This is a genomic window from Plantibacter sp. CFBP 8804 (assembly GCF_014841225.1).
GTDB classification, from domain to species: Bacteria; Actinomycetota; Actinomycetes; order Actinomycetales; family Microbacteriaceae; genus Plantibacter; species Plantibacter auratus.
Genome location: NZ_JACYTU010000002.1, coordinates 484,619 through 502,313, shown reverse-complemented (window position 1 = coordinate 502,313; position 17,695 = coordinate 484,619). Strand labels below are relative to the sequence as shown.

13 protein-coding genes and 1 pseudogene are annotated in these 17,695 nt (G+C 70.3%); 2 read left to right on the top strand and 12 right to left on the bottom strand.

The features are described 5' to 3' along the window. Positions 1 to 152: 152 nt before the first annotated feature. The 4 genes from IFU11_RS07670 to IFU11_RS07655 form a co-directional block, all read right to left on the bottom strand. Positions 153 to 488: a peptidase gene (locus IFU11_RS07670; protein WP_086473906.1), complete on the bottom strand. Its 336-nt coding sequence runs from the start codon at positions 486 to 488 to the stop codon at positions 153 to 155. Continuing rightward, positions 485 to 1,663 carry an inorganic phosphate transporter gene (locus tag IFU11_RS07665; protein WP_079707130.1) on the bottom strand — a complete coding sequence of 393 codons (1,179 nt, stop codon included), beginning with the start codon at positions 1,661 to 1,663 and terminating at the stop codon, positions 485 to 487. Before IFU11_RS07665 ends, IFU11_RS07670 begins: the two co-directional genes overlap by 4 nt. Before the next feature lie 144 nt (positions 1,664 to 1,807). Beyond that, positions 1,808 to 3,652, bottom strand: a complete 1,845-nt coding sequence (locus IFU11_RS07660; protein ID WP_192018578.1) for a DUF2207 domain-containing protein — start codon at positions 3,650 to 3,652, stop codon at positions 1,808 to 1,810. A 53-nt stretch (positions 3,653 to 3,705) separates the two neighbouring features. Beyond that, the gene (locus tag IFU11_RS07655; protein WP_192018577.1) at positions 3,706 to 4,545 is read right to left on the bottom strand and encodes an aldo/keto reductase; all 840 of its coding nucleotides are present in this window, start codon (positions 4,543 to 4,545) and stop codon (positions 3,706 to 3,708) included. Between the two features lie 76 nt (positions 4,546 to 4,621). On the opposite strand from IFU11_RS07655, the pseudogene IFU11_RS07650 reads away from it, so the two are divergent. Beyond that, positions 4,622 to 6,714, top strand: a pseudogene (locus IFU11_RS07650) (S9 family peptidase); the annotation flags it as partial. Between the two features lies 1 nt (position 6,715). Here IFU11_RS07650 and IFU11_RS07645 read toward each other — a convergent pair. After that, positions 6,716 to 7,744 (bottom strand): 6-phosphofructokinase, encoded by a 1,029-nt coding sequence (locus IFU11_RS07645; protein ID WP_064294489.1) that lies wholly within the window; start codon positions 7,742 to 7,744, stop codon positions 6,716 to 6,718. Positions 7,745 to 7,890: 146 nt separating this feature from the next. On the opposite strand from IFU11_RS07645, the gene IFU11_RS07640 reads away from it, so the two are divergent. Continuing rightward, the gene (locus IFU11_RS07640) at positions 7,891 to 8,157 is read left to right on the top strand and encodes a mycoredoxin (protein ID WP_192018576.1); all 267 of its coding nucleotides are present in this window, start codon (positions 7,891 to 7,893) and stop codon (positions 8,155 to 8,157) included. A 57-nt stretch (positions 8,158 to 8,214) separates the two neighbouring features. Here the strand turns inward: IFU11_RS07640 and IFU11_RS07635 are convergent, their stop codons facing one another. From IFU11_RS07635 to IFU11_RS07605, 7 genes are all read right to left on the bottom strand, one after another. Further along, positions 8,215 to 10,398, bottom strand: coding sequence for a DEAD/DEAH box helicase (locus IFU11_RS07635; protein WP_159879123.1), 2,184 nt, complete (start codon positions 10,396 to 10,398; stop codon positions 8,215 to 8,217). A gap of 165 nt (positions 10,399 to 10,563) precedes the next feature. After that, positions 10,564 to 10,956, bottom strand: a complete 393-nt coding sequence (locus IFU11_RS07630; RefSeq protein ID WP_079707135.1) for a DUF779 domain-containing protein — start codon at positions 10,954 to 10,956, stop codon at positions 10,564 to 10,566. Positions 10,957 to 11,097: 141 nt separating this feature from the next. Beyond that, positions 11,098 to 12,621 carry an acetaldehyde dehydrogenase ExaC gene (exaC, locus tag IFU11_RS07625; RefSeq protein ID WP_137243262.1) on the bottom strand — a complete coding sequence of 508 codons (1,524 nt, stop codon included), beginning with the start codon at positions 12,619 to 12,621 and terminating at the stop codon, positions 11,098 to 11,100. Positions 12,622 to 12,735: 114 nt separating this feature from the next. Next, positions 12,736 to 13,926 (bottom strand): GAF domain-containing protein, encoded by a 1,191-nt coding sequence (locus tag IFU11_RS07620; RefSeq protein WP_161578599.1) that lies wholly within the window; start codon positions 13,924 to 13,926, stop codon positions 12,736 to 12,738. A 165-nt stretch (positions 13,927 to 14,091) separates the two neighbouring features. Beyond that, the gene (locus IFU11_RS07615) at positions 14,092 to 16,386 is read right to left on the bottom strand and encodes a heavy metal translocating P-type ATPase (protein WP_192018575.1); all 2,295 of its coding nucleotides are present in this window, start codon (positions 16,384 to 16,386) and stop codon (positions 14,092 to 14,094) included. Beyond that, a complete protein-coding gene (locus IFU11_RS07610; RefSeq protein ID WP_137243265.1) occupies positions 16,386 to 16,610 on the bottom strand; it encodes a heavy-metal-associated domain-containing protein in 225 nt (74 codons plus the stop codon). The genes IFU11_RS07615 and IFU11_RS07610 overlap by 1 nt, the downstream gene beginning before the upstream one ends. 82 nt (positions 16,611 to 16,692) lie before the next feature. Beyond that, a complete protein-coding gene (locus IFU11_RS07605; RefSeq protein WP_191941373.1) occupies positions 16,693 to 17,691 on the bottom strand; it encodes a malate dehydrogenase in 999 nt (332 codons plus the stop codon). Between the last annotated feature and the right edge of the window lie 4 nt (positions 17,692 to 17,695).

The window sequence follows — 17,695 nt, the reverse complement described above, 5'->3', positions numbered from 1 at the left end:
TCTCTCGAGCCCCGCGCTCACGTGTGTGACGCGCGGTCACGCCGGGTAGGTGCGGTTCGCGTCAGCGCACCGCGCTGGCGCCCCCACACGGATCGGTCCCGGACCTGTGGCCCGCGCTCGCGTCAGCGCGGTGCGCCGGCGGATCCGAGGGGTCAGCCCTGGTGGAAGAACGGCACGATCAGGTAGATGCCGAAGAGGACCGCCGCCGCACACAGGGCGAAGCAGGCGTAGGCGCCGGCGCGGGCCAGGTTCTGCTGCGCCGGAGTCAACGGGTTCTTCCGAGCGGCCTTCGCGGCCCGCTTCGCCGCCTTCGCGGCCTCCTCCGGCGTGATGACCGTGATCGCGTCGGTGAACTCGGCCGGCGCCACCACGGGCACGCGCCCGGCGGTGGTCAGGAGCCGGAGCCCGAGGGAGTAGAGACTGACGATCGCGGTCGCACCGACGAGCGACGTCGCGAAGACGATCAGGAATGCTGCCCAGTCGATCACTTCTTCACCTTCTTGGGCTTGGGGTTGCGCTTGATCTTGACCGCACGACCGGAGTCGGCGACCTCGCTGACGACGTTGCTGTGGTCGACCTGGTTCCGGCGCGAGATCAGGAAGATGGTGAGGATGACACCGACCCCCACCACGGCGTCGATGATGATGCCGACAAGACCGAGGTGGGCGACGGCGGCGGCGAGTGCCCCGACGATGCCGGCCGCGGGCAGGGTCATCAACCAGCCGAGGGCGATGCGCCCGGCGGTCCCCCAGCGGACCTTCGATCCGCGCCGCCCGAGACCGGAGCCGATGACGGATCCGGAGGCGACCTGCGTGGTGGAGAGGGCGAAGCCGAGGTGGCTCGACGCGAGGATCGTCGCGGCGGTGCTCGTCTCGGCCGCGAAGCCCTGCGCCGGCTTGACGTCGGTGAGTCCCGTGCCGATGGTCTTGATGATCCGCCAGCCGCCCATGTAGGTGCCGAGCGCGATGGCGAGGGCGCAGACGACGATGACCCAGAGCTCGGGGCCGGTGCCGACCGCCTGCACGCCGACCGCGATGAAGGTGAGCGTGATGACACCCATGGTCTTCTGTGCGTCGTTCGTACCGTGCGCGAGGGCGACGAGGGACGAGGAGAAGATCTGCGCGTATCGGAACCCGTCGCGACCGTCGGGCTTGCCGTCGTAGCGGCGCGTGATCCGGTAGGCGAGCTTCGTCGCCGAGTAGGCGACCAGACCCGCCGTGACGGGGGCGATCAACGCCGGGAGGATGACCTTGGAGAGGACGACACCGAAGTCGATCGAGCCGAAGCCGGCGCCGACGATCGCCGCGCCGATGAGCCCGCCGAACAGCGCGTGGCTGGAGGACGACGGCAGACCGAGGAGCCAGGTCAGCATGTTCCAGACGATCGCGCCGATGAGCCCGGCGAAGATCAGCTCCGGTCCGATCCGGATGCCGCCCTCGCCCTCCCGGATGAGCCCGCCCGAGATGGTCTTCGCGACCTCCGTGGACAGGAACGCACCGACGAGGTTGAGGATCGCGGCGAGCAGGACGGCGGTCTTCGGCTTGAGGGCGCCCGTGGCGATCGGGGTCGCCATGGCGTTCGCCGTGTCGTGGAACCCGTTCGTGAAGTCGAAGAACAGTGCCAGTGCGATGACCAGCACGACAGTCAGGGTAACGAGTTCCACTGGTGTCTTTCTCGAGGCGGAGCGAATACGGACACAGTGCTCCCCGACGAGATGTTTGGGGGGAATTCACGTGCTGGATACGGGCGGTTCACCCGCCGTACACGATCCTTACACCCTGCCCGGTCGAGGTCAACTCGACGCCGATCAGCGCCCGCCGCCGCCTCCGCCGCCTCCGCCGCCGCCCGCGAAGCCGCCACCCGTCGAGCCGCCGGACGAGCTCGCTCCCCCACTGGTCGACCAGGACGCCGACGTACTCGACGCCGATCCGGAGAAGCCGGAGAACGCGTTCGCGAACATCGCCGCCTGGAACGGGGTGTTCGAGGCGTACCACGACGGCGCACTCCCGGCCTGCTCGTAGCGGATACCGAGTTCCTTGGCCCACTCGCGCTCCACGCCCCATAGCACGGCGAAGGGCAGGAGCCGTTCGGTGACCCGGACGAGCTGGCCGGGGTCGCCGAGGTCCACCCGTTCGGCACCGTCGGGGCTCTGCAACATGCGGAAGCGGTCCTGCTCCGCCAGCGCGAGGTAGTCGCGGAGGCCGAGCAACTCGTCCCGCGCATCGGCACCGGTGGCGGTCAGCGGTTTCGGCGCGATGGCCAACACGATCCCCGCGAGCAGCGCGATCCCGGTCACGAAGAGCGCGGCGACCGACCAGCCGTTGTCCGCTCGCTGGGAGTAGGCGACCCCGAAGAAGACGATCCCGGCGACGCCCAGGACGGCGAGCGCCCCCACGAGGATCCACGCCCGCCCGGAGGAGACCGAGCGTCGGAGGCCGAGGTCGAGGGCGCTCCGCTTGGCGGCCGCGAGTTCCGCGGTGACCGCCTTGCCGAGCGCCGGGTCGACCTCCTTCATCTCCCGCGGTCGGTTCCGGTCGGGGAAGAGCGCGGCGAGCACGCGCCGTTCCTGCTCATCCGTCGCGCTGTCGTCGAGGTACTGCAGGGAGTAGTCCTTCTTGCCCGGTCCGTCCACGATCCGGAGCTTGCCGCGGACGGCGAGGCTGACGATCTCGGCGGCCATCGACGAGGCGGCGCGACCGGCGAGGTCGCCCGCCAGCAGGAGGTTCATCTGCTTCGGGGCGGAGTACTGCGGCACGATGACGCCACGACCAGGGTGGTCCCGCCAGAAGCGCAGTCGGATCCACAGGAGTGCTCCGAGCCCCGCGGCCGACAGCGCGCCGAGGACGATCGGGACGGTGGAGAAGACCGGTGCCTCGCCGGGGCGGGCCGGTTGGACGAACGTGCCCGGTTCGAACCCGATCGCGACCGTCAGCGTCTGGCGGGCCTGCAACGGGACGGAGGAGGTCGTGAAGACGTCTCCGTCGGCGTCCTCCGCTTGGGAGAGGTCGCACGGCGAGCTGTCGTCCGGATCCCCGCGGTAGCAGGCGCCGTCACCGGTGAGCGCGTCGGCGATGTCGGGCGCGACCCGCACCGTCATGCTGGCGTCGGCGAACGGCTGGTCCCAGCCGGTCCCGGGCGCGTCCCAGTAGAACTCGTCGGAGCGTGTGTCGCGATAGGCGCCGACGACGCCGCGCTGCGTGTAGGTGATGACGTAGCTCTGCGTGCCGCGCACGTAGTCGTCCGTCCCGAGCGACAGCTCGAGGAAGTCACCGTCGCGGTCGGTCTCCCACTCCACGGGCACACCGTCGGCGTCGGTCACCGAGACGATCTCGGTGTGCAGTGGTGCCCGGTCGAACTCGTCCGGGATCGCTCGGATGATGCCCTTGTTCTGGTCGGAGGCGGGGAACTCCGCGACGAAGGTCTCGACCGCGCGCAGCTCGGCTTGACCGTCGCCGCCACGGCTCAGGGTGTAGTCGCCGTCGAAGGACGCGAAGGTGAAGTCGGACACGTCGGTCCGAGCGGCGGCGGTGGCGGGCGTCGTGCTCGCCAGGGTCGCGACGAGCGGTGCACCCACCGCCAGGGCCAGTGCGACGAGGAGCACCCGCGACGCGCGGGCGCGGACCGGGGACAGGCGACGACGTCTGGGCTTCACCCGGCCAAGTCTAGGAGGGGTGCCGGCGGGCGCGCGGACGCGCCCGCCGGGACTCACATCTCCTCGTGGGTGTTGGGGTCGCCGTCGAAGAGCCTGCCGTCCGTCCGCCCGAGTGCAGTGATCGCCTGCACCTCGGTGTCGCTGAGCTCGAAGCCGAAGACGTCGATGTTCGTGCGCTGGCGTTCCGGGGACGCGGACTTCGGGATCGGGAGCACGCCACGCTGGTGGTGCCAGCGCAGGACGACCTGTGCCGGTGAGACGTCGTGCGCCGCGGCGGCCGCTGCGACGGGTTCCTCGGCGAACGGCGCCTGTGCCTTGCCGAGCGGGCTCCACGCCTCGGTGACGACACCGTGCTCGCGGTGGAAGGCGAGGAGCTCCTCCTGCGGGAAGTACGGGTGCAGCTCGACCTGGTTGACGGCCGGCAGCACACCCGTCTCGTCGGCGAGGCGGGTCAGGAACTCCTCGGTGAAGTTCGAGACGCCGATGCTGCGGACGAGGCCCTCGCGCTGCAGCTGGATCATGGCCTTCCATGACTCGACGAAGCGGCCGACGGAGGGGTTCGGCCAGTGGATGAGGTACAGGTCGATGTGGTCGAGGCCGAGCGAGGCCAGGGATCCGCGGCACGAGGTGATGGTCTCCTCGAAGCCGTGGTCGCGGCCGGGCAGCTTCGTCGCGACGACGAGTTCGTCACGGGGGACGTCGGTCTCGCGGACCGCGGCGCCGACGGCGTCCTCGTTGCGGTAGTTCACGGCGGTGTCGATCAGTCGGTAGCCCGCGTCGATGGCGGACAGCGTGGCGTCGGTGCCCTCGCGGCCTCGCAGGGGGTACGTGCCGAAACCGATCGCGGGGACGCTCGAACCGTCGTTGAGCGCGAATGTTGGGATGGTCGTCATCACCCCACGCTAGACCCGGCGGCCCTCGGATGGCTCCGAGCGGGCTGGGAGGGCGCCTCTCGACTAGCGTTGGACCATGGCGAAGCTCTCTGCCCCCCGTGCCCAGACCCGACCGACCGAACGCACCCACCACGGCGACACCGTGGTGGACCCGTACGAGTGGCTCCGTGAGAAGGAGTCACCGGAGGTGATCGCGCACCTGGAGGCGGAGAACGTCTACACCGAGCAGGAGACGGCCCATCTGGCCGGACTGCGCGAGCGCATCTTCCAGGAGATCAAGAGTCGCACGCTCGAGACCGACCTCTCGGTCCCGACCCGTTCCGGTGCGTGGTGGTACTACGGCCGCAGTGTCGAAGGCCGCCAGTACGGCATCCAGTGCCGCATCCCGGTCGCCGACCCGGAGGACTGGACGCCGCCGACCCTGCCTGAGGGCGGCGCGGCCCCCGGCGAGCAGATCATCCTCGACGCCAACGTCGAGGCGGAGGGCCACGAGTTCTTCTCCCTCGGCAGCTTCGACGTGTCGGACGACGGCACGCGACTGCTCTACGGCGTCGACGTCGAAGGCGACGAGCGGTACACCGTCCGTGTCCGGGACCTCGCGAGTGGCGTCGACCTCGACGACGAGCTCCTCGGGACCGCGGGCGGGGCGGAGTTCTCCCCCGACGGCACCGCCATCGTCTACACGACGGTCGACGAGAGCTGGCGCCCCGACACCGTGCACCTGCACCGGGTGGGGACGTCCCAGGACGACGACACTGTCCTCTTCCACGAGCCCGACGAGCGGTTCTGGGTCGGCGCCGGATTCACCCGTAGCCGCGCGCTGCTCCTGATCGAGGCCGGCTCCTCGGTCACGAGCGAGACCCGGCTCGTCCCCGCCGACGCACTGTCCGAGGAGGCGCGGGTCGTCTGGCCGCGGACCGACGGCGTCGAGTACAGCGTCGAACACCGGGTGGCCGACGGCGCAGACCGGTTGCTCATCCTGCACAACCGGGACGCGCCGGACTTCGAGCTCGTCGACGTGCCGCTGTCGGATCCGCTCGGCACGGCGCGGGTCGTCGTCGCGCACAGCAGCGAGCGCCGGCTCGAGGACGTCGAGGCGTTCGAGGCCGTGACCACCGTCTCCTACCGGCGCGACGGCCTGACCCGCATCGGCCTGCTCGACCCGACGAGTGGCGACATCGACGAGATCGCCTTCGACGAACCGCTGTCCACCGTCGGCTGGCACGGCAACGGTGAATGGGCCCAACCGATGCTCCGGTTCGGATACGGGTCGCTCGTGACGCCGTCCACGGTGCTCGAACTCGACGTCCGGTCCGGCGAACGCTTCGTGCGCAAGCAGCAGCCGGTCCTCGGCGACTACGACCCGGCGGACTACGAGCAGTTCCGGGAGTGGGCGACGGCCGTGGACGGGACCCGCGTGCCGATCTCCATCGTGCGCCGGGTCGGTGTCCAGGGGCCAGGGCCGCTCCACCTCTACGGGTACGGCTCGTACGAGGCGAGCATGGACCCGTCCTTCTCGATCGCGAGGCTGTCGATGCTCGACCGCGGCGTGACCTTCGCGATCGCCCATGTGCGCGGCGGCGGCGAACTCGGTCGTCACTGGTACGAGGACGGCAAGAAGCTCCGCAAGCAGAACAGCTTCAGCGACTTCGTCGACGTGGCCGACCACCTCATCCGCGAGGGCTGGACGACGCCTGCCCGGCTCGTCGCCGAGGGCGGCAGCGCCGGCGGCCTCCTCATGGGCGCCGTGGCGAACCGTGCTCCCGACCGCTTCGCGGGCATCCTCGCGGGCGTCCCGTTCGTCGACGCGCTGACGAGCATCCTCGACCCGTCGCTCCCCCTGACGGTCATCGAATGGGACGAGTGGGGCGATCCGCTCCACGACCCCGAGGTCTACGCGTACATGAAGGCGTACAGCCCCTACGAGAACGTCGACCCGGCGAAGCGCTACCCCCGCATCCTCGCGACGACGAGCCTCAACGACACCCGCGTGCTGTGCGTGGAACCCGCGAAGTGGGTGGCCCGCCTGCGGGACGCCGGTGCACCGGCGCTGATGAAGATCGAGATGAGCGCCGGGCACGGCGGGGTGAGCGGCCGCTACAACGCGTGGCGTGAGCGCGCCGAGGAGCTCGCCTGGCTGCTCGATGTGCTCGAACTCACGGACACCGANCTAGCCGAAGAGGATCGCCGCTTCGTCGTAGCGCTCCTGCGGCACGGTCTTCAGCTTGCCGAGCGCCTCTTCGAAGCGGCAGTTGACGAGTTCGGTGCCGCGGAGTGCGATCATCGTACCCCAGTCGCCGGCCATGACGGAGTCGATGGCGGCCATACCGAGGCGGGTGGCGAGCACGCGGTCGTAGGCGCTCGGGACGCCACCGCGCTGCAGGTGGCCGAGCACGGTCGCGCGCGACTCGATGCCCGTGCGGCGCTCGATCTCGGGTGCGAGCACGTCCGCGATGCCGCCGAGGCGGGGACGGTTGAACGCGTCGAGTCCCTTCTCGGAGTGCGCGGTCTCCATGGTGTCGAGTGTGAAGCCCTCGGACACGACGATGATCGGGGCGCGACCGCGCTGGTAGACGCTGTCCGCCCACTCGCAGATCTGCTCGATCGACTGCGGCTGTTCCGGGATCAGGATGGCGTGGGCACCCGCCGCCATACCGGCGTGCAGGGCGATCCAGCCGACGTGCCGGCCCATGACCTCGATGACCATGCACCGCTTGTGGGACTCGCCCGTCGTCCGGAGGCGGTCGATGGCCTCGGTCGCGATCTCGACGGCGGTGTCGAAGCCGAAGGAGTAGTCGGTGGCGTCGAGGTCGTTGTCGATCGTCTTCGGGACGCCGACGATCTTGAGGCCGGCGTCGGTGAGCCGCTTCGCCGCGGCGAGCGTGCCCTCTCCGCCGATGGCGATGAGCGCGTCGATGCCGAGCCGGTCCATGGTGTGCTGGACGTTCTCCGGGCCGCCGTGCGGTCCTTCGAACGGGTTGGTGCGGCTCGTGCCCAGGATGGTGCCACCCTGCTTGGCGAGACCACGCACGCTGTGGCGGTCGAGCGGCATCGTCAGGCCCTCGACGACTCCTCGCCAGCCGTCGCGGATGCCGATGAACTCCTGGTTGTGGATCTTCGTCCCCTTGAGGACCGCTCCTCGGATGACCGCGTTCAGGCCGGGGCAGTCGCCGCCGCTCGTGAGCACACCAATTCTCATATCAACAGTCCTCATGGGGATCGGGGCACCTCAGGTGCCGGGAGTCATCCCCGACAATACCGTCTCGCCGACGGTGCTTCATCCGGCGCGGACGGTCCTCCGGCCCAGAGGGTCGGTGCCTCGTCCACCGGGGTTAGGCTGCTGGGATGAGTGCCGACGACTACCTGCCCGCCGATGGCGGCATCACGATGTTCTCCACGACCTGGTGCGGGTACTGCGCCCGACTGAAGCACCAGCTGTCCGCAGCCGGCATCCCGTTCACCGAGGTCGACATCGAGCAGGTCCCGGGGACCGCCGACCTCGTCGCCTCGCTGAACGGCGGCAACCAGACGGTCCCGACGGTGATCTTCCCCGACAGCTCGACCGCGACGAACCCGTCGCTCGCTCAGGTGAAGGCGGCACTCGGCGTCTGACCAGCCGACGACGTCCGGCCGGGCGACCCGTGGTCACCCGGCCGGACGAACCGGACGTCAGGCGCCCAGCGCCTCGCGGAGCAGGTGGACGAGGGCGTTCAGCTGCACCGAGTCGACCGACGCGACGTCCTGGTCGCTGCCGTCGAGCGCGCGAGCGGCCAGGCCCTGCTTGCTGTCGATGAGTTCCGCGACCTTCGCGTCGATCGTGTGCGCGGCGATGATCCGCCAGGCGGTGACCGGCTCCTCCTGACCGATGCGGTGCACGCGGTCGATCGCCTGGGTCTGCTCGGCGGCCGTCCAGGACAACTCGGCGAGCACGACGTTGGACGCGGCCTGCAGGTTGACCCCGACGCCGGCGGCGGTGAGCGAACAGACCGCGACCGCGACCTCCGGATCGGTGTTGAACGCGTCGATCGCGGCCTGACGCGCCTGCGCGGTCTGGTCGCCGCGGAGCGACACCGTCTTCAAGCCGCGACCCGCGAACAACTGCTCGGCCGCGTTCATGACGTCGATGTGCTTCGCGAAGAACACGACCTTGCCCACGGACCTCGCGAGCTGCGCCGTGTAGTCGGCGGCGAGGACGGCCTTGGCCTGACCGATCTTGCGGATCATGGTGAACACGTTCTCCGTGCCACCGGCGGCCTTGGACTCGTCGAGCTCGGCCTGGGCGACCATGCGCATGAGGTCGGTGTTCGGCTCGTGCAGCGCGTCGACGCGCTCACCACGCGACTCCAGGACCCGCACGTAGCGGGACTTGAGCCGTTGCCCGAGCTCGGCCTCCGCGTCGCGGATGGACCGGATCGCCTCGTCGTCGAGCTCGACCGGGAGGTCGGCGACGCGCTTGGCCGGCAGGTCCTTGGCGACGTCGAGCTTCTTGCGGCGCACGATGCCCATGTCGATGACGGCGGACCGCGCGGCGGCGTAGAAGGCGTGCTCGGCCGGGGTCAGACCGGTGTCCTCGAGCCGCTCCATGAGTTCGGCGGTCGGCTTGCCGTCCTTGATCCAGCCGAGGAACTGCCAGATGGCGTTGAAGTCCTCGACGTCGTTGATCAGCGGCGTACCCGTCAGCGCGAGCAGCAGCGGGTCCTGGCCGGGCGTCGCTTTCCGGATCCGGTTCGCGAGTGACAGCACGTGCTGCGAGCGCTGGGAGTGGAGGTTCTTGATGAAGTGCGCCTCGTCGACCACCATGCCGCGGAAGCCGAGCGTCCCGAGCCAGGCGAGGTGGCGGTCGAGGACCTCGTAGTTCACGATGATGACGTCGGCGAAGGCGTCGAGCGCCTGGCCGTCGCCGTGGATGACCGTGGCGCGTCGGTGTGGCGTCCAGCGCTCGACCTCGCGCGCCCAGTTCATCTTGACGACGTTCGGGACGATGACGAGGAGCGGGTACGCCTCGGCGACCGAGGCGGCGAGGACCGACTGCGCGGTCTTGCCGAGGCCCGGCTCGTCGGCGAGCAGGAAGGAACGGTGTCCTTCACGGACGCTCTCGACGAAGCGCGCCTGGTGCTTCATGACCTCGAGCCCGCGCGGCGAGAGCCGGTCGAGCTTCGGGGCCTCGGGCAGGTCCATCGAGGCCGCTCCCCCGCCGGAACCGAGCTCGAACGCCTTATACAGGGGGCCCATGAGCTCCCAGCTGTCGAGTCGTCGACGCACGGTCGGCTGCGGTGCCGCCTGGCTGAAGTCCGGGGCGAGGAACGGATTGGCCAACTGACGTGCCTTGACCGACTGCGGGATGACCTGCTTCTCGGCGAGCTCGGCCGGGACGACTGATTCCACGACGGGCTTCTCGACGGTGATGATGAGTTCGTCGGCGCTGAGTTCGGCGCCCGACTCGAGGAGCCAGTCGCGCCGGAGCCGCTGCGCGACGGGGCTCGTCGCGGCGTCGGCCTCGAGGAGCTGGATGAGCGAGGTGTCGCGCGCCGCCGTCTTGGCGAGGATGGTCGCCACACCGTCGAGACGCTTCAGGAGCTCGGCCCGCGTGGCGTCGCTGTAGCTCGTGTCGGCCTTGACCCTGGCACGTTCCTCGCGGACGAGGAAGGCGATGACCTGGTACTTGGTCCGGTTGGTTGGCCCGACCTTGCCCTTCTGCGCCTTCGCCTCGACCTCGCGCACCTTGCGGGCGAGGATGGGGATGATCGGCGCGTCGTCGTCGTGACGCGACGAGGACCCTCTGGGGTTCGAGCGGCCAGATGAACGGGTGCTGGAACGCCCCTGGGAACGGCGTTGCTGGCCGGTGTGCGGCATGCTCCTCCTGAGCAGTCGAAGAGCCTCATCGGCCGAGGGGCCGGAAGAGACGGGCGCCGGGCCCGACTGGTCGTCGTGGAGCAACAGAGCGTTGCACGAGACCGACACGGGCGCCCGACGGGCGTGTGCCCAGTCTACGCCATCGGCCGCATCGGTCGCGAGCGCTCAGTCCGGCGCGCTGTCGACGAGTCCGAACCGCTCGAGTTCGGCGTCGTCGAGCATGCGCGAGCGGATGAGGAAGCGCTGCCCCGTCGGGGCCTCGACACTGAACCCGCTGCCGCGCCCTTGCACCACGTCGATCGTCAGGTGCGTGTACTTCCAGTACTCGAACTGGGAACGCGACATGTAGACCTCGACGGGCGCGTCGAGCCCGGGCACGTCGAGCGTGTCGAGCAGGACGTCGACCGCGCCCGTGCGGAACATCCCGACGGGGTAGCACATGGGCGAACTCCCGTCGCAGCAGCCGCCGGACTGATGGAACATGAGCGGTCCGTGCAGCGCGGTCATCTCACGCACCAGTGCGGCCGCAGCGTCGGTGACGTCGACCCGTCCGGTCATGGTGTCCTCCTTCGTCGTGTCGTGGATCCGGCCCTGCCCCTCCGCCGGTCCCTGAGCCTGTCGAAGGGCGCCCTTCGACAGGCTCAGGGACCGGATGGGGACTCAGGGACCGGATGGGGGCTCAGAGACCGGGGATGTCGATCAGAAGAAGCCCATCGGCCCCTCCGCGTAGCTCACGAGCAGGTTCTTCGTCTGCTGGTAGTGGTCGAGCATCATCTTGTGGTTCTCCCGGCCGATGCCCGACTGCTTGTACCCGCCGAACGCCGCGTGCGCCGGGTACTGGTGGTAGGTATTCGACCAGACGCGTCCCGCCTCGATGGCCCGCCCGGCCCGGTACAGCGTCGTCGCCTCACGGCTCCACACACCGGCGCCGAGGCCGTAGAGGGTGTCGTTCGCGATGGAGATCGCCTCGTCGTAGTCGGCGAAGCTCGTGAGCGCGAGCACGGGCCCGAAGATCTCCTCCTGGAAGATCCGCATGTCGTTCGTCCCCTCGAAGACGGTCGGCTGGACGTAGAACCCGCCGCTCAACTCACCGCCGAGGTCGGCGCGCTCGCCGCCGATGAGCAGCTTCGCGCCGCCCTGCTTGCCGATGTCCATGTAGGAGAGGATCTTCTCGAGCTGGTCGTTCGACGCCTGGGCACCGATCATCGTGTCCGTGTCGAGCGGATTACCCTGCTTGATCTTGCCGATGCGGGCCAGCGCGTCGCCCACGAAGCCGTCGTAGATGGAACGCTGGACGAGCGCCCGACTCGGGCAGGTGCAGACCTCGCCCTGGTTCAGGGCGAACATCGTGAAGCCCTCCTGCGCCTTCTCGTAGTACTGGTCGTGCTCGCGCGCCACGTCCTCGAAGAACACGTTCGGGCTCTTGCCGCCGAGCTCCAGCGTCACCGGGATGAGGTTCTCGCTCGCGTACTGCATGATCAGGCGACCGGTCGTGGTCTCACCGGTGAACGCGATCTTCCGGATCCGCGGGTGGGAGGCCAGCGGGGCGCCGGCCTCGATGCCGAAGCCGTTGACGACGTTGAGCACCCCGGCCGGCAGCAGGTCCTTCACGAGGTCGACGATGAGGTGGATCGACGCCGGGGTCTGCTCGGCCGGCTTCAGCACGACGCAGTTGCCTGCTGCGAGCGCCGGTGCGAGCTTCCACACGGCCATGAGGATCGGGAAGTTCCAGGGGATGATCTGTCCGACGACGCCGAGCGGTTCGTGGAAGTGGTAGGCGACCGTGTCATGGTCGAGTTCCGAGATGCCGCCCTCCTGCGCACGGATCGCCCCGGCGAAGTACCGGAAGTGGTCGATCGCCAAGGGGATGTCGGCGGCCAGGGTTTCGCGGACCGGCTTGCCGTTCTCCCAACTCTCGGCGACGGCGATCTCCTCGAGGTGCTCCTCCATGCGGTCGGCGATGCGATTGAGGATCACCGCGCGCTCGGCGACGCTCGTCTTCGACCAGGCGGGGAACGCTTTCCATCCCGCCTCGACCGCTCGGTCCACGTCGGCCGCGGTGCCTCGGGCGATCTCGGTGAACACGGCTCCGGTGACCGGGGTCTGGTTCTCGAAGTACTGACCGTTCGCGGGCGGGACGTACTCGCCCCCGATGAAGTGGTCGTAGCGGGGGGCGTAGCTGAACACGGCACCTTCGGTACCCGGGTTGGCGTAGACGGTCATGTCACTCCTTGTCGACGACGTTGTCGGTGTCGCACCGCTCAGGTGCGTGCCGTCGACGCTAGTCGGCCGGAGGTTGCAGGAGGTTGCGTCGAGGACCGCGGACCGGATCGGCCGTCAGGACGCCGAGAGGTCGGCGTCGATCGCCTCGATGCGGGCGACGAGGCCAGCACGCTTCGGTGACCGCGGCGGCAGCAGTCGGAGGCAGGCGTGCAGGACCTCGACGTCGTCGGGCGCGGCCGCGGTCCGGATGTAGTCGTGCAGCAGGTCCGCCGAGGCGTCGGTCAGCATCGCCTCGCGGAGGCGCGTCGCGACCCGGTCGCGGAGGTCGATGACACCGGGGGCGGTGGAGTCCGGCAGGAGCGGACCCGGGTACGCGGCGAGCGCTGCGCGGTGGGCGCCGCGGTCGAGGAGGGACAGCACCTGGTGGGCGTCGAGCTGGAGCGGGGTGGTGAGCCGGTACGGCCGCGAGGCCGGCACGAGTGTCGGCGCGGTCCCGCCGAGCACCTTCCGCAGCCGGACGAGCTCCGCCCGGAGGGTGACCGACGCCTCGTCCGCGTCGTAGAGCAGCCCGGCGAGCGCGTCGGCGCTGAGGCCCTGGTGGTGCCAGGCCAGCAGGGTCAGGATCTCGGCGTGCCGTCGGCTGAGTTCGGTCGGGCGGCTCGCCCCGTGTCCGACCAGCAGGCCGGTGTCACGGCCGAGCACCTGCAGGCCGGGCCGCACCGTGGTCGTCCGGCGGGGTGTGTCCGTGCGTGGGCGACCGGCGAACCGACGGTCGGCGACCGCGCGCAGCCGCTGCACCATGATCTCGGACTCGACGGCGGCCGCGGTCGCCTCCATGAGCGGCAGTGCATGCGAGGCGACCGCCTGCGGGCCACCGGTGATGTCGATCACGCCGATGATCTGCCGGGTCTCGGGATCGTGCACCGGGACGGCCGTGCAACTCCACGGGTGCACGAGGCGGTTGAAGTGCTCGGCCGCGTGGATCTGGATGCCGTGGTCGAGTTCGAGCGCGGTGCCCGGTGCGCTCGTCCCCACCTCCCGCTCCGACCACCCGGCACCCTCGACGAAGAGCATGCCCTCCGCCCGTCGCCGCAGATGGCGGTCGCCGTCCACCCAGAGCAGTCTGCCCATGGCGTCGCCCACCGCGACGAGCATGCCGGAGTCGTCGTCCGCGTCGTTGACCAGCAGCTTGGTGATCACCGGGAGGACGCCGGCGAGCGGGTGTCCGAGCCGATGGTCGCGCAACTCGTCCTCGTCGAAGGCGAGCTCCGGCATGAGGTTGTCCGGGTCGAGATGACGGCCCATCGACCGTTCCCACGACTCGCGGACAAGCCGTCGGACGAGTCCGCGCTGCGCTTCGGCACGCGCCGGGGCCGCCAGCCACGGACTGGACACCTCACCACCACCCATCCACGTCGACCGGTTCTGCGGACAGTGTATCCGCCGCAGCCCGCCGGTCGACGGGTAACCTCAGGCGGCCGGACGGAACCGGCGGAGGCGCAGGCTGTTGAGCACGACGAACACGCTGGAGAACGCCATCGCCGCACCCGCGATCATCGGGTTGAGGAGGCCGAGGGCGGCGAGCGGGATCGCCGCCACGTTGTACGCGAACGCCCAGAACAGGTTGCCGCGGATGATCCCGAGCGTCCGTCGGGAGAGCCGCACGGCGTCGATCGCCGTGGCGAGGGAACCGGAGACGATGCTGAGGTCGGCTGCGCCCTTGGCCGCATCCGTACCCGTCCCCATGGCGATCCCGAGATCGGCCGTGGCGATCGCCGCTGCGTCGTTCACCCCGTCGCCGATCATGGCGACGCGGTGACCGGCCGCCTGGAGCCGTTCGACGGCGGCGACCTTGTCGGAGGGGCTCGCGTCGGCGATCACCTCGGTGATCCCGACCTCGCCCGCGACCCGCGCTGCGACGGCCGCGTTGTCGCCGGTGAGGAGCACCGGTGTCATCCCCAAGGACACGGCGCGTCCGATGGCGGCGCGGGCCTCCGGCTTCACGGTGTCGGCGACCTCGACGACGCCGCGGACCTCGCCGTCCCAGGCGACGACCACCACGGTGCTCGCACGCTCCGCGGCGGAGGCCAGGGCGCTCGCCGCGTCCGGCCCGATGCGGAAGCCCTGGTCCTCCGCGAAGGCGGGACGTCCGGCCAGCACGCTTCCGCCGTTGATCGTGCCGGTGACGCCGAGACCCTCGAGGCTCGCGAAGTCCGAGACCACCGGACGAGCTGCATCGCGGCGGGTCGCTTCCGCGACGATCGCCTCGGCGATGGGGTGCTCGGATGCCGCTTCGAGCGCCGCGCCGAGCGCGAGCACCTCGTCCGTCGCACCGGCCGCCCAGACCTCCCTGACGCTCATCCGCCCGGACGTGACGGTCCCCGTCTTGTCGAGCAGGATGCGGTCGATGCCGCTCGCCCGCTCGAGCGCCTCCGGTCCGGCGATGAGGATGCCGAGCTGCGCGCCACGCCCCGTCCCGACGAGGAGGGCCACCGGGGTCGCGAGTCCCAGCGCACACGGGCAGGCGATGATGAGGACGGCGACCGCGGCGGTGAACGCCGCCTCCATGGTCGAGCCGGTGAGCGCCCACACGATGGCGGTGCCGAGGGCGATCACCAGGACGACCGGGACGAACACGCTCGAGACGCGGTCGGCGAGCCGTTGGACCCGGCTCTTCCCGAGCTGCGCCGCCTCGACCGCCTGCGCCATGCGCGCCAGCTGCGTCTCGGCGCCGACGGCCGTCGCCCGCACGACGAGACTGCCGCCGCGCGCGATCGTGCCACCGATGACCCGGGAGCCGGCTACGAGCTCGACCGGGACGGACTCCCCCGTGACGAGACTCTCGTCGACACTCGCCGCCCCCTCGACGACGATTCCATCGGTGGCGACGGACTCGCCGGGACGCACGAGGAACTGGTCTCCGACGAGCAGCTGCTCGATCGGGATCCGTTCCTCGGTGCGGGTGGGCGCCATGAGGTCGGTGGGGTCCGGCGCACGGTCCCGGAGCACGGAGACCTCGGAGGCGCCCAGCGTCATGAGGTCGCGGAGTGCCTCGCCGGCGGCACGCTTCGACCGCTGCTCGATGAGGCGGCCGGCGAGCAGGAAGACGGTCACGCCGGCGGCCACCTCGAGGTACAGCGCGCTCGACGGGTCGGCGTCGGGTGCGAAGAAGGTGAACTCGTGCCGCATGCCCGTCATCCCGGCCATGCCGAAGAAGAGCGCCCAGACGGACCACAGGTACGCGGCCCCCGTCCCGAGCGTGATGAGGGTGTCCATCGTCACCGAGCCGTGCCGCAGCGTCACGAACGTCGCCCGGTGGAACGGGTACCCACCCCAGAAGACGACCGGCGTCGCGAGGGTCAGCGAGAGCCACTGCCAGTGGTCGAACTGCCAGGCGGGGATCATCGCGAGCAGCACGACGGGCAACGCCAGCACCGCACTGACGACGAGGCGGGTACGGAGCGTCGTCACGGTCGCCGAGGGGTCCGACGGCGGTCCCGACGTCGGAGTCTGCTCCCGGTTCGCCGCGGCGCGTTCGTCAGCGGGCGGACGCACCGTCGCCGTGTAGCCGGCCTTCGCGACGGCCGCGACCAGCTCGTCCGCGGTGACGGTGGAGGGCGCGGTCACCGTCGCCCGTTCGGTCGCGAGGTTGACCTGCGCCTCGACACCGTCGAGCGCGGTCAGCCGCTTCTCGACGCGTGCCACGCAACTCGCGCAGGTCATGCCCTCGATGTCGAGGTCGAGCTGGATGAGTGGAGCGCTCATCAGCGACGACCCACGAGGGTGTAGCCGGCTTCCTGGACACCGGCACCGATGGCCGCCTCGTCGGCCGATGAGGCACCCGAGACCGTGACCGTCCCCGCGTCGAGATCCACGGCGACCCCGTCAACGCCGGAGAGCGCGGAGAGCTCGGTCGTAACGGCGGACACGCAGTGCGCGCAGGTCATGCCGTCGACCCGGTAGGTGGTGGTTGCGGTGGTTTCGGACATGCGTCCTCCTCAGTGGATCGGAGCCTTCACTATACCCCCAGGGGGTACCCCTTGCAACCGTCCGCGGGACGCGATCGCCGGGTCAGCCGAGCAGGTCGAGCGCCCGCACCGCCGCCCGCTCCTCCTCGAGTTCCGCCACGGAGGCGTCGATGCGGCGCTGCCAGACGGGCGCGACGTCGAGCCCCTCGACCACCTCCCAGCGTCCGTCGACCGAGCGGGCCGGGAACGAACTCACGAGCCCCTCCGGCACGCCGTACCAGCCCTCCGACGGAAGCGCCACGGAGGTCCAGCGTTCCGGCCGGCCCGGGATCGCCGTGCCGTTCACCCAGTCATGCACGTGGTCGATGGCGGCGGCAGCGGCCGAGGCGGCGGACGACGAGCCGCGCACCGCGATGATCTCCGCACCGCGCTTCGCCACCCGTGGGATGAACTCGTCGGCGATCCACTCCTCGTCGACGAGTTCGAGGGCCGGACGACCTCCGACCGTCGCGTGGGAGAGGTCCGGCACCTGGGTCGCCGAGTGGTTGCCCCAGATCACGACGCCGTCGATCTCGGACACGGGTGCGCCGGTCTTGGCGGCCAACTGCGCGACGGCACGGTTGTGGTCGAGTCGGGTCAGGGCGGTGAACCGTTCGGCCGGCACCCCGCCTGCCGCCGACTGCGCGATGAGTGCGTTCGTGTTGGCCGGGTTGCCCACCACCAGGACGCGCACGTCGTCGGCCGCGCCGGCTCCGATCGCCGCGCCCTGCGGTGCGAAGATCCCGCCGTTGGCCGCGAGGAGGTCGGCTCGCTCCATGCCCGGACCACGTGGACGGGCACCGACGAGCAGGGCGACGTCCACCCCGTCGAAGGCGCGCGACATCTCGGTCGTCGCCTCGACCCCCGCCAGGAGCGGGAACGCACAGTCCTGCAGTTCCAATGCCGTCCCCTCGGCCGCTCCGAGACCCTGCGGGATCTCGAGCAGGCGCAGGACGACGGGCCGATCCGGCCCCAGCAGCTGACCTGACGCGATGCGGAAGAGCAGGGAGTAGCCGATCTGGCCTCCGGCTCCGGTGACGGTGACGACGGTGGGTTCGCTCATACGC

Excerpts from the sequence above, each read along its gene's own strand:
- exaC (WP_137243262.1), bottom strand. The coding sequence starts at position 12,621 with ATGACCGTCTACGCCAACCCGGGTACCGAAGGTGCCGTGTTCAGCTAC.
- IFU11_RS07615 (WP_192018575.1), bottom strand. The coding sequence starts at position 16,386 with ATGAGCGCTCCACTCATCCAGCTCGACCTCGACATCGAGGGCATGACC.
- IFU11_RS07630 (WP_079707135.1), bottom strand. The coding sequence starts at position 10,956 with ATGACCGGACGGGTCGACGTCACCGACGCTGCGGCCGCACTGGTGCGT.
- IFU11_RS07635 (WP_159879123.1), bottom strand. The coding sequence starts at position 10,398 with ATGCCGCACACCGGCCAGCAACGCCGTTCCCAGGGGCGTTCCAGCACC.
- IFU11_RS07655 (WP_192018577.1), bottom strand. The coding sequence starts at position 4,545 with ATGACGACCATCCCAACATTCGCGCTCAACGACGGTTCGAGCGTCCCC.
- IFU11_RS07645 (WP_064294489.1), bottom strand. The coding sequence starts at position 7,744 with ATGAGAATTGGTGTGCTCACGAGCGGCGGCGACTGCCCCGGCCTGAAC.
- IFU11_RS07620 (WP_161578599.1), bottom strand. The coding sequence starts at position 13,926 with ATGGGCCGTCATCTCGACCCGGACAACCTCATGCCGGAGCTCGCCTTC.
- IFU11_RS07605 (WP_191941373.1), bottom strand. The coding sequence starts at position 17,691 with ATGAGCGAACCCACCGTCGTCACCGTCACCGGAGCCGGAGGCCAGATC.
- IFU11_RS07610 (WP_137243265.1), bottom strand. The coding sequence starts at position 16,610 with ATGTCCGAAACCACCGCAACCACCACCTACCGGGTCGACGGCATGACC.
- IFU11_RS07640 (WP_192018576.1), top strand. The coding sequence starts at position 7,891 with ATGAGTGCCGACGACTACCTGCCCGCCGATGGCGGCATCACGATGTTC.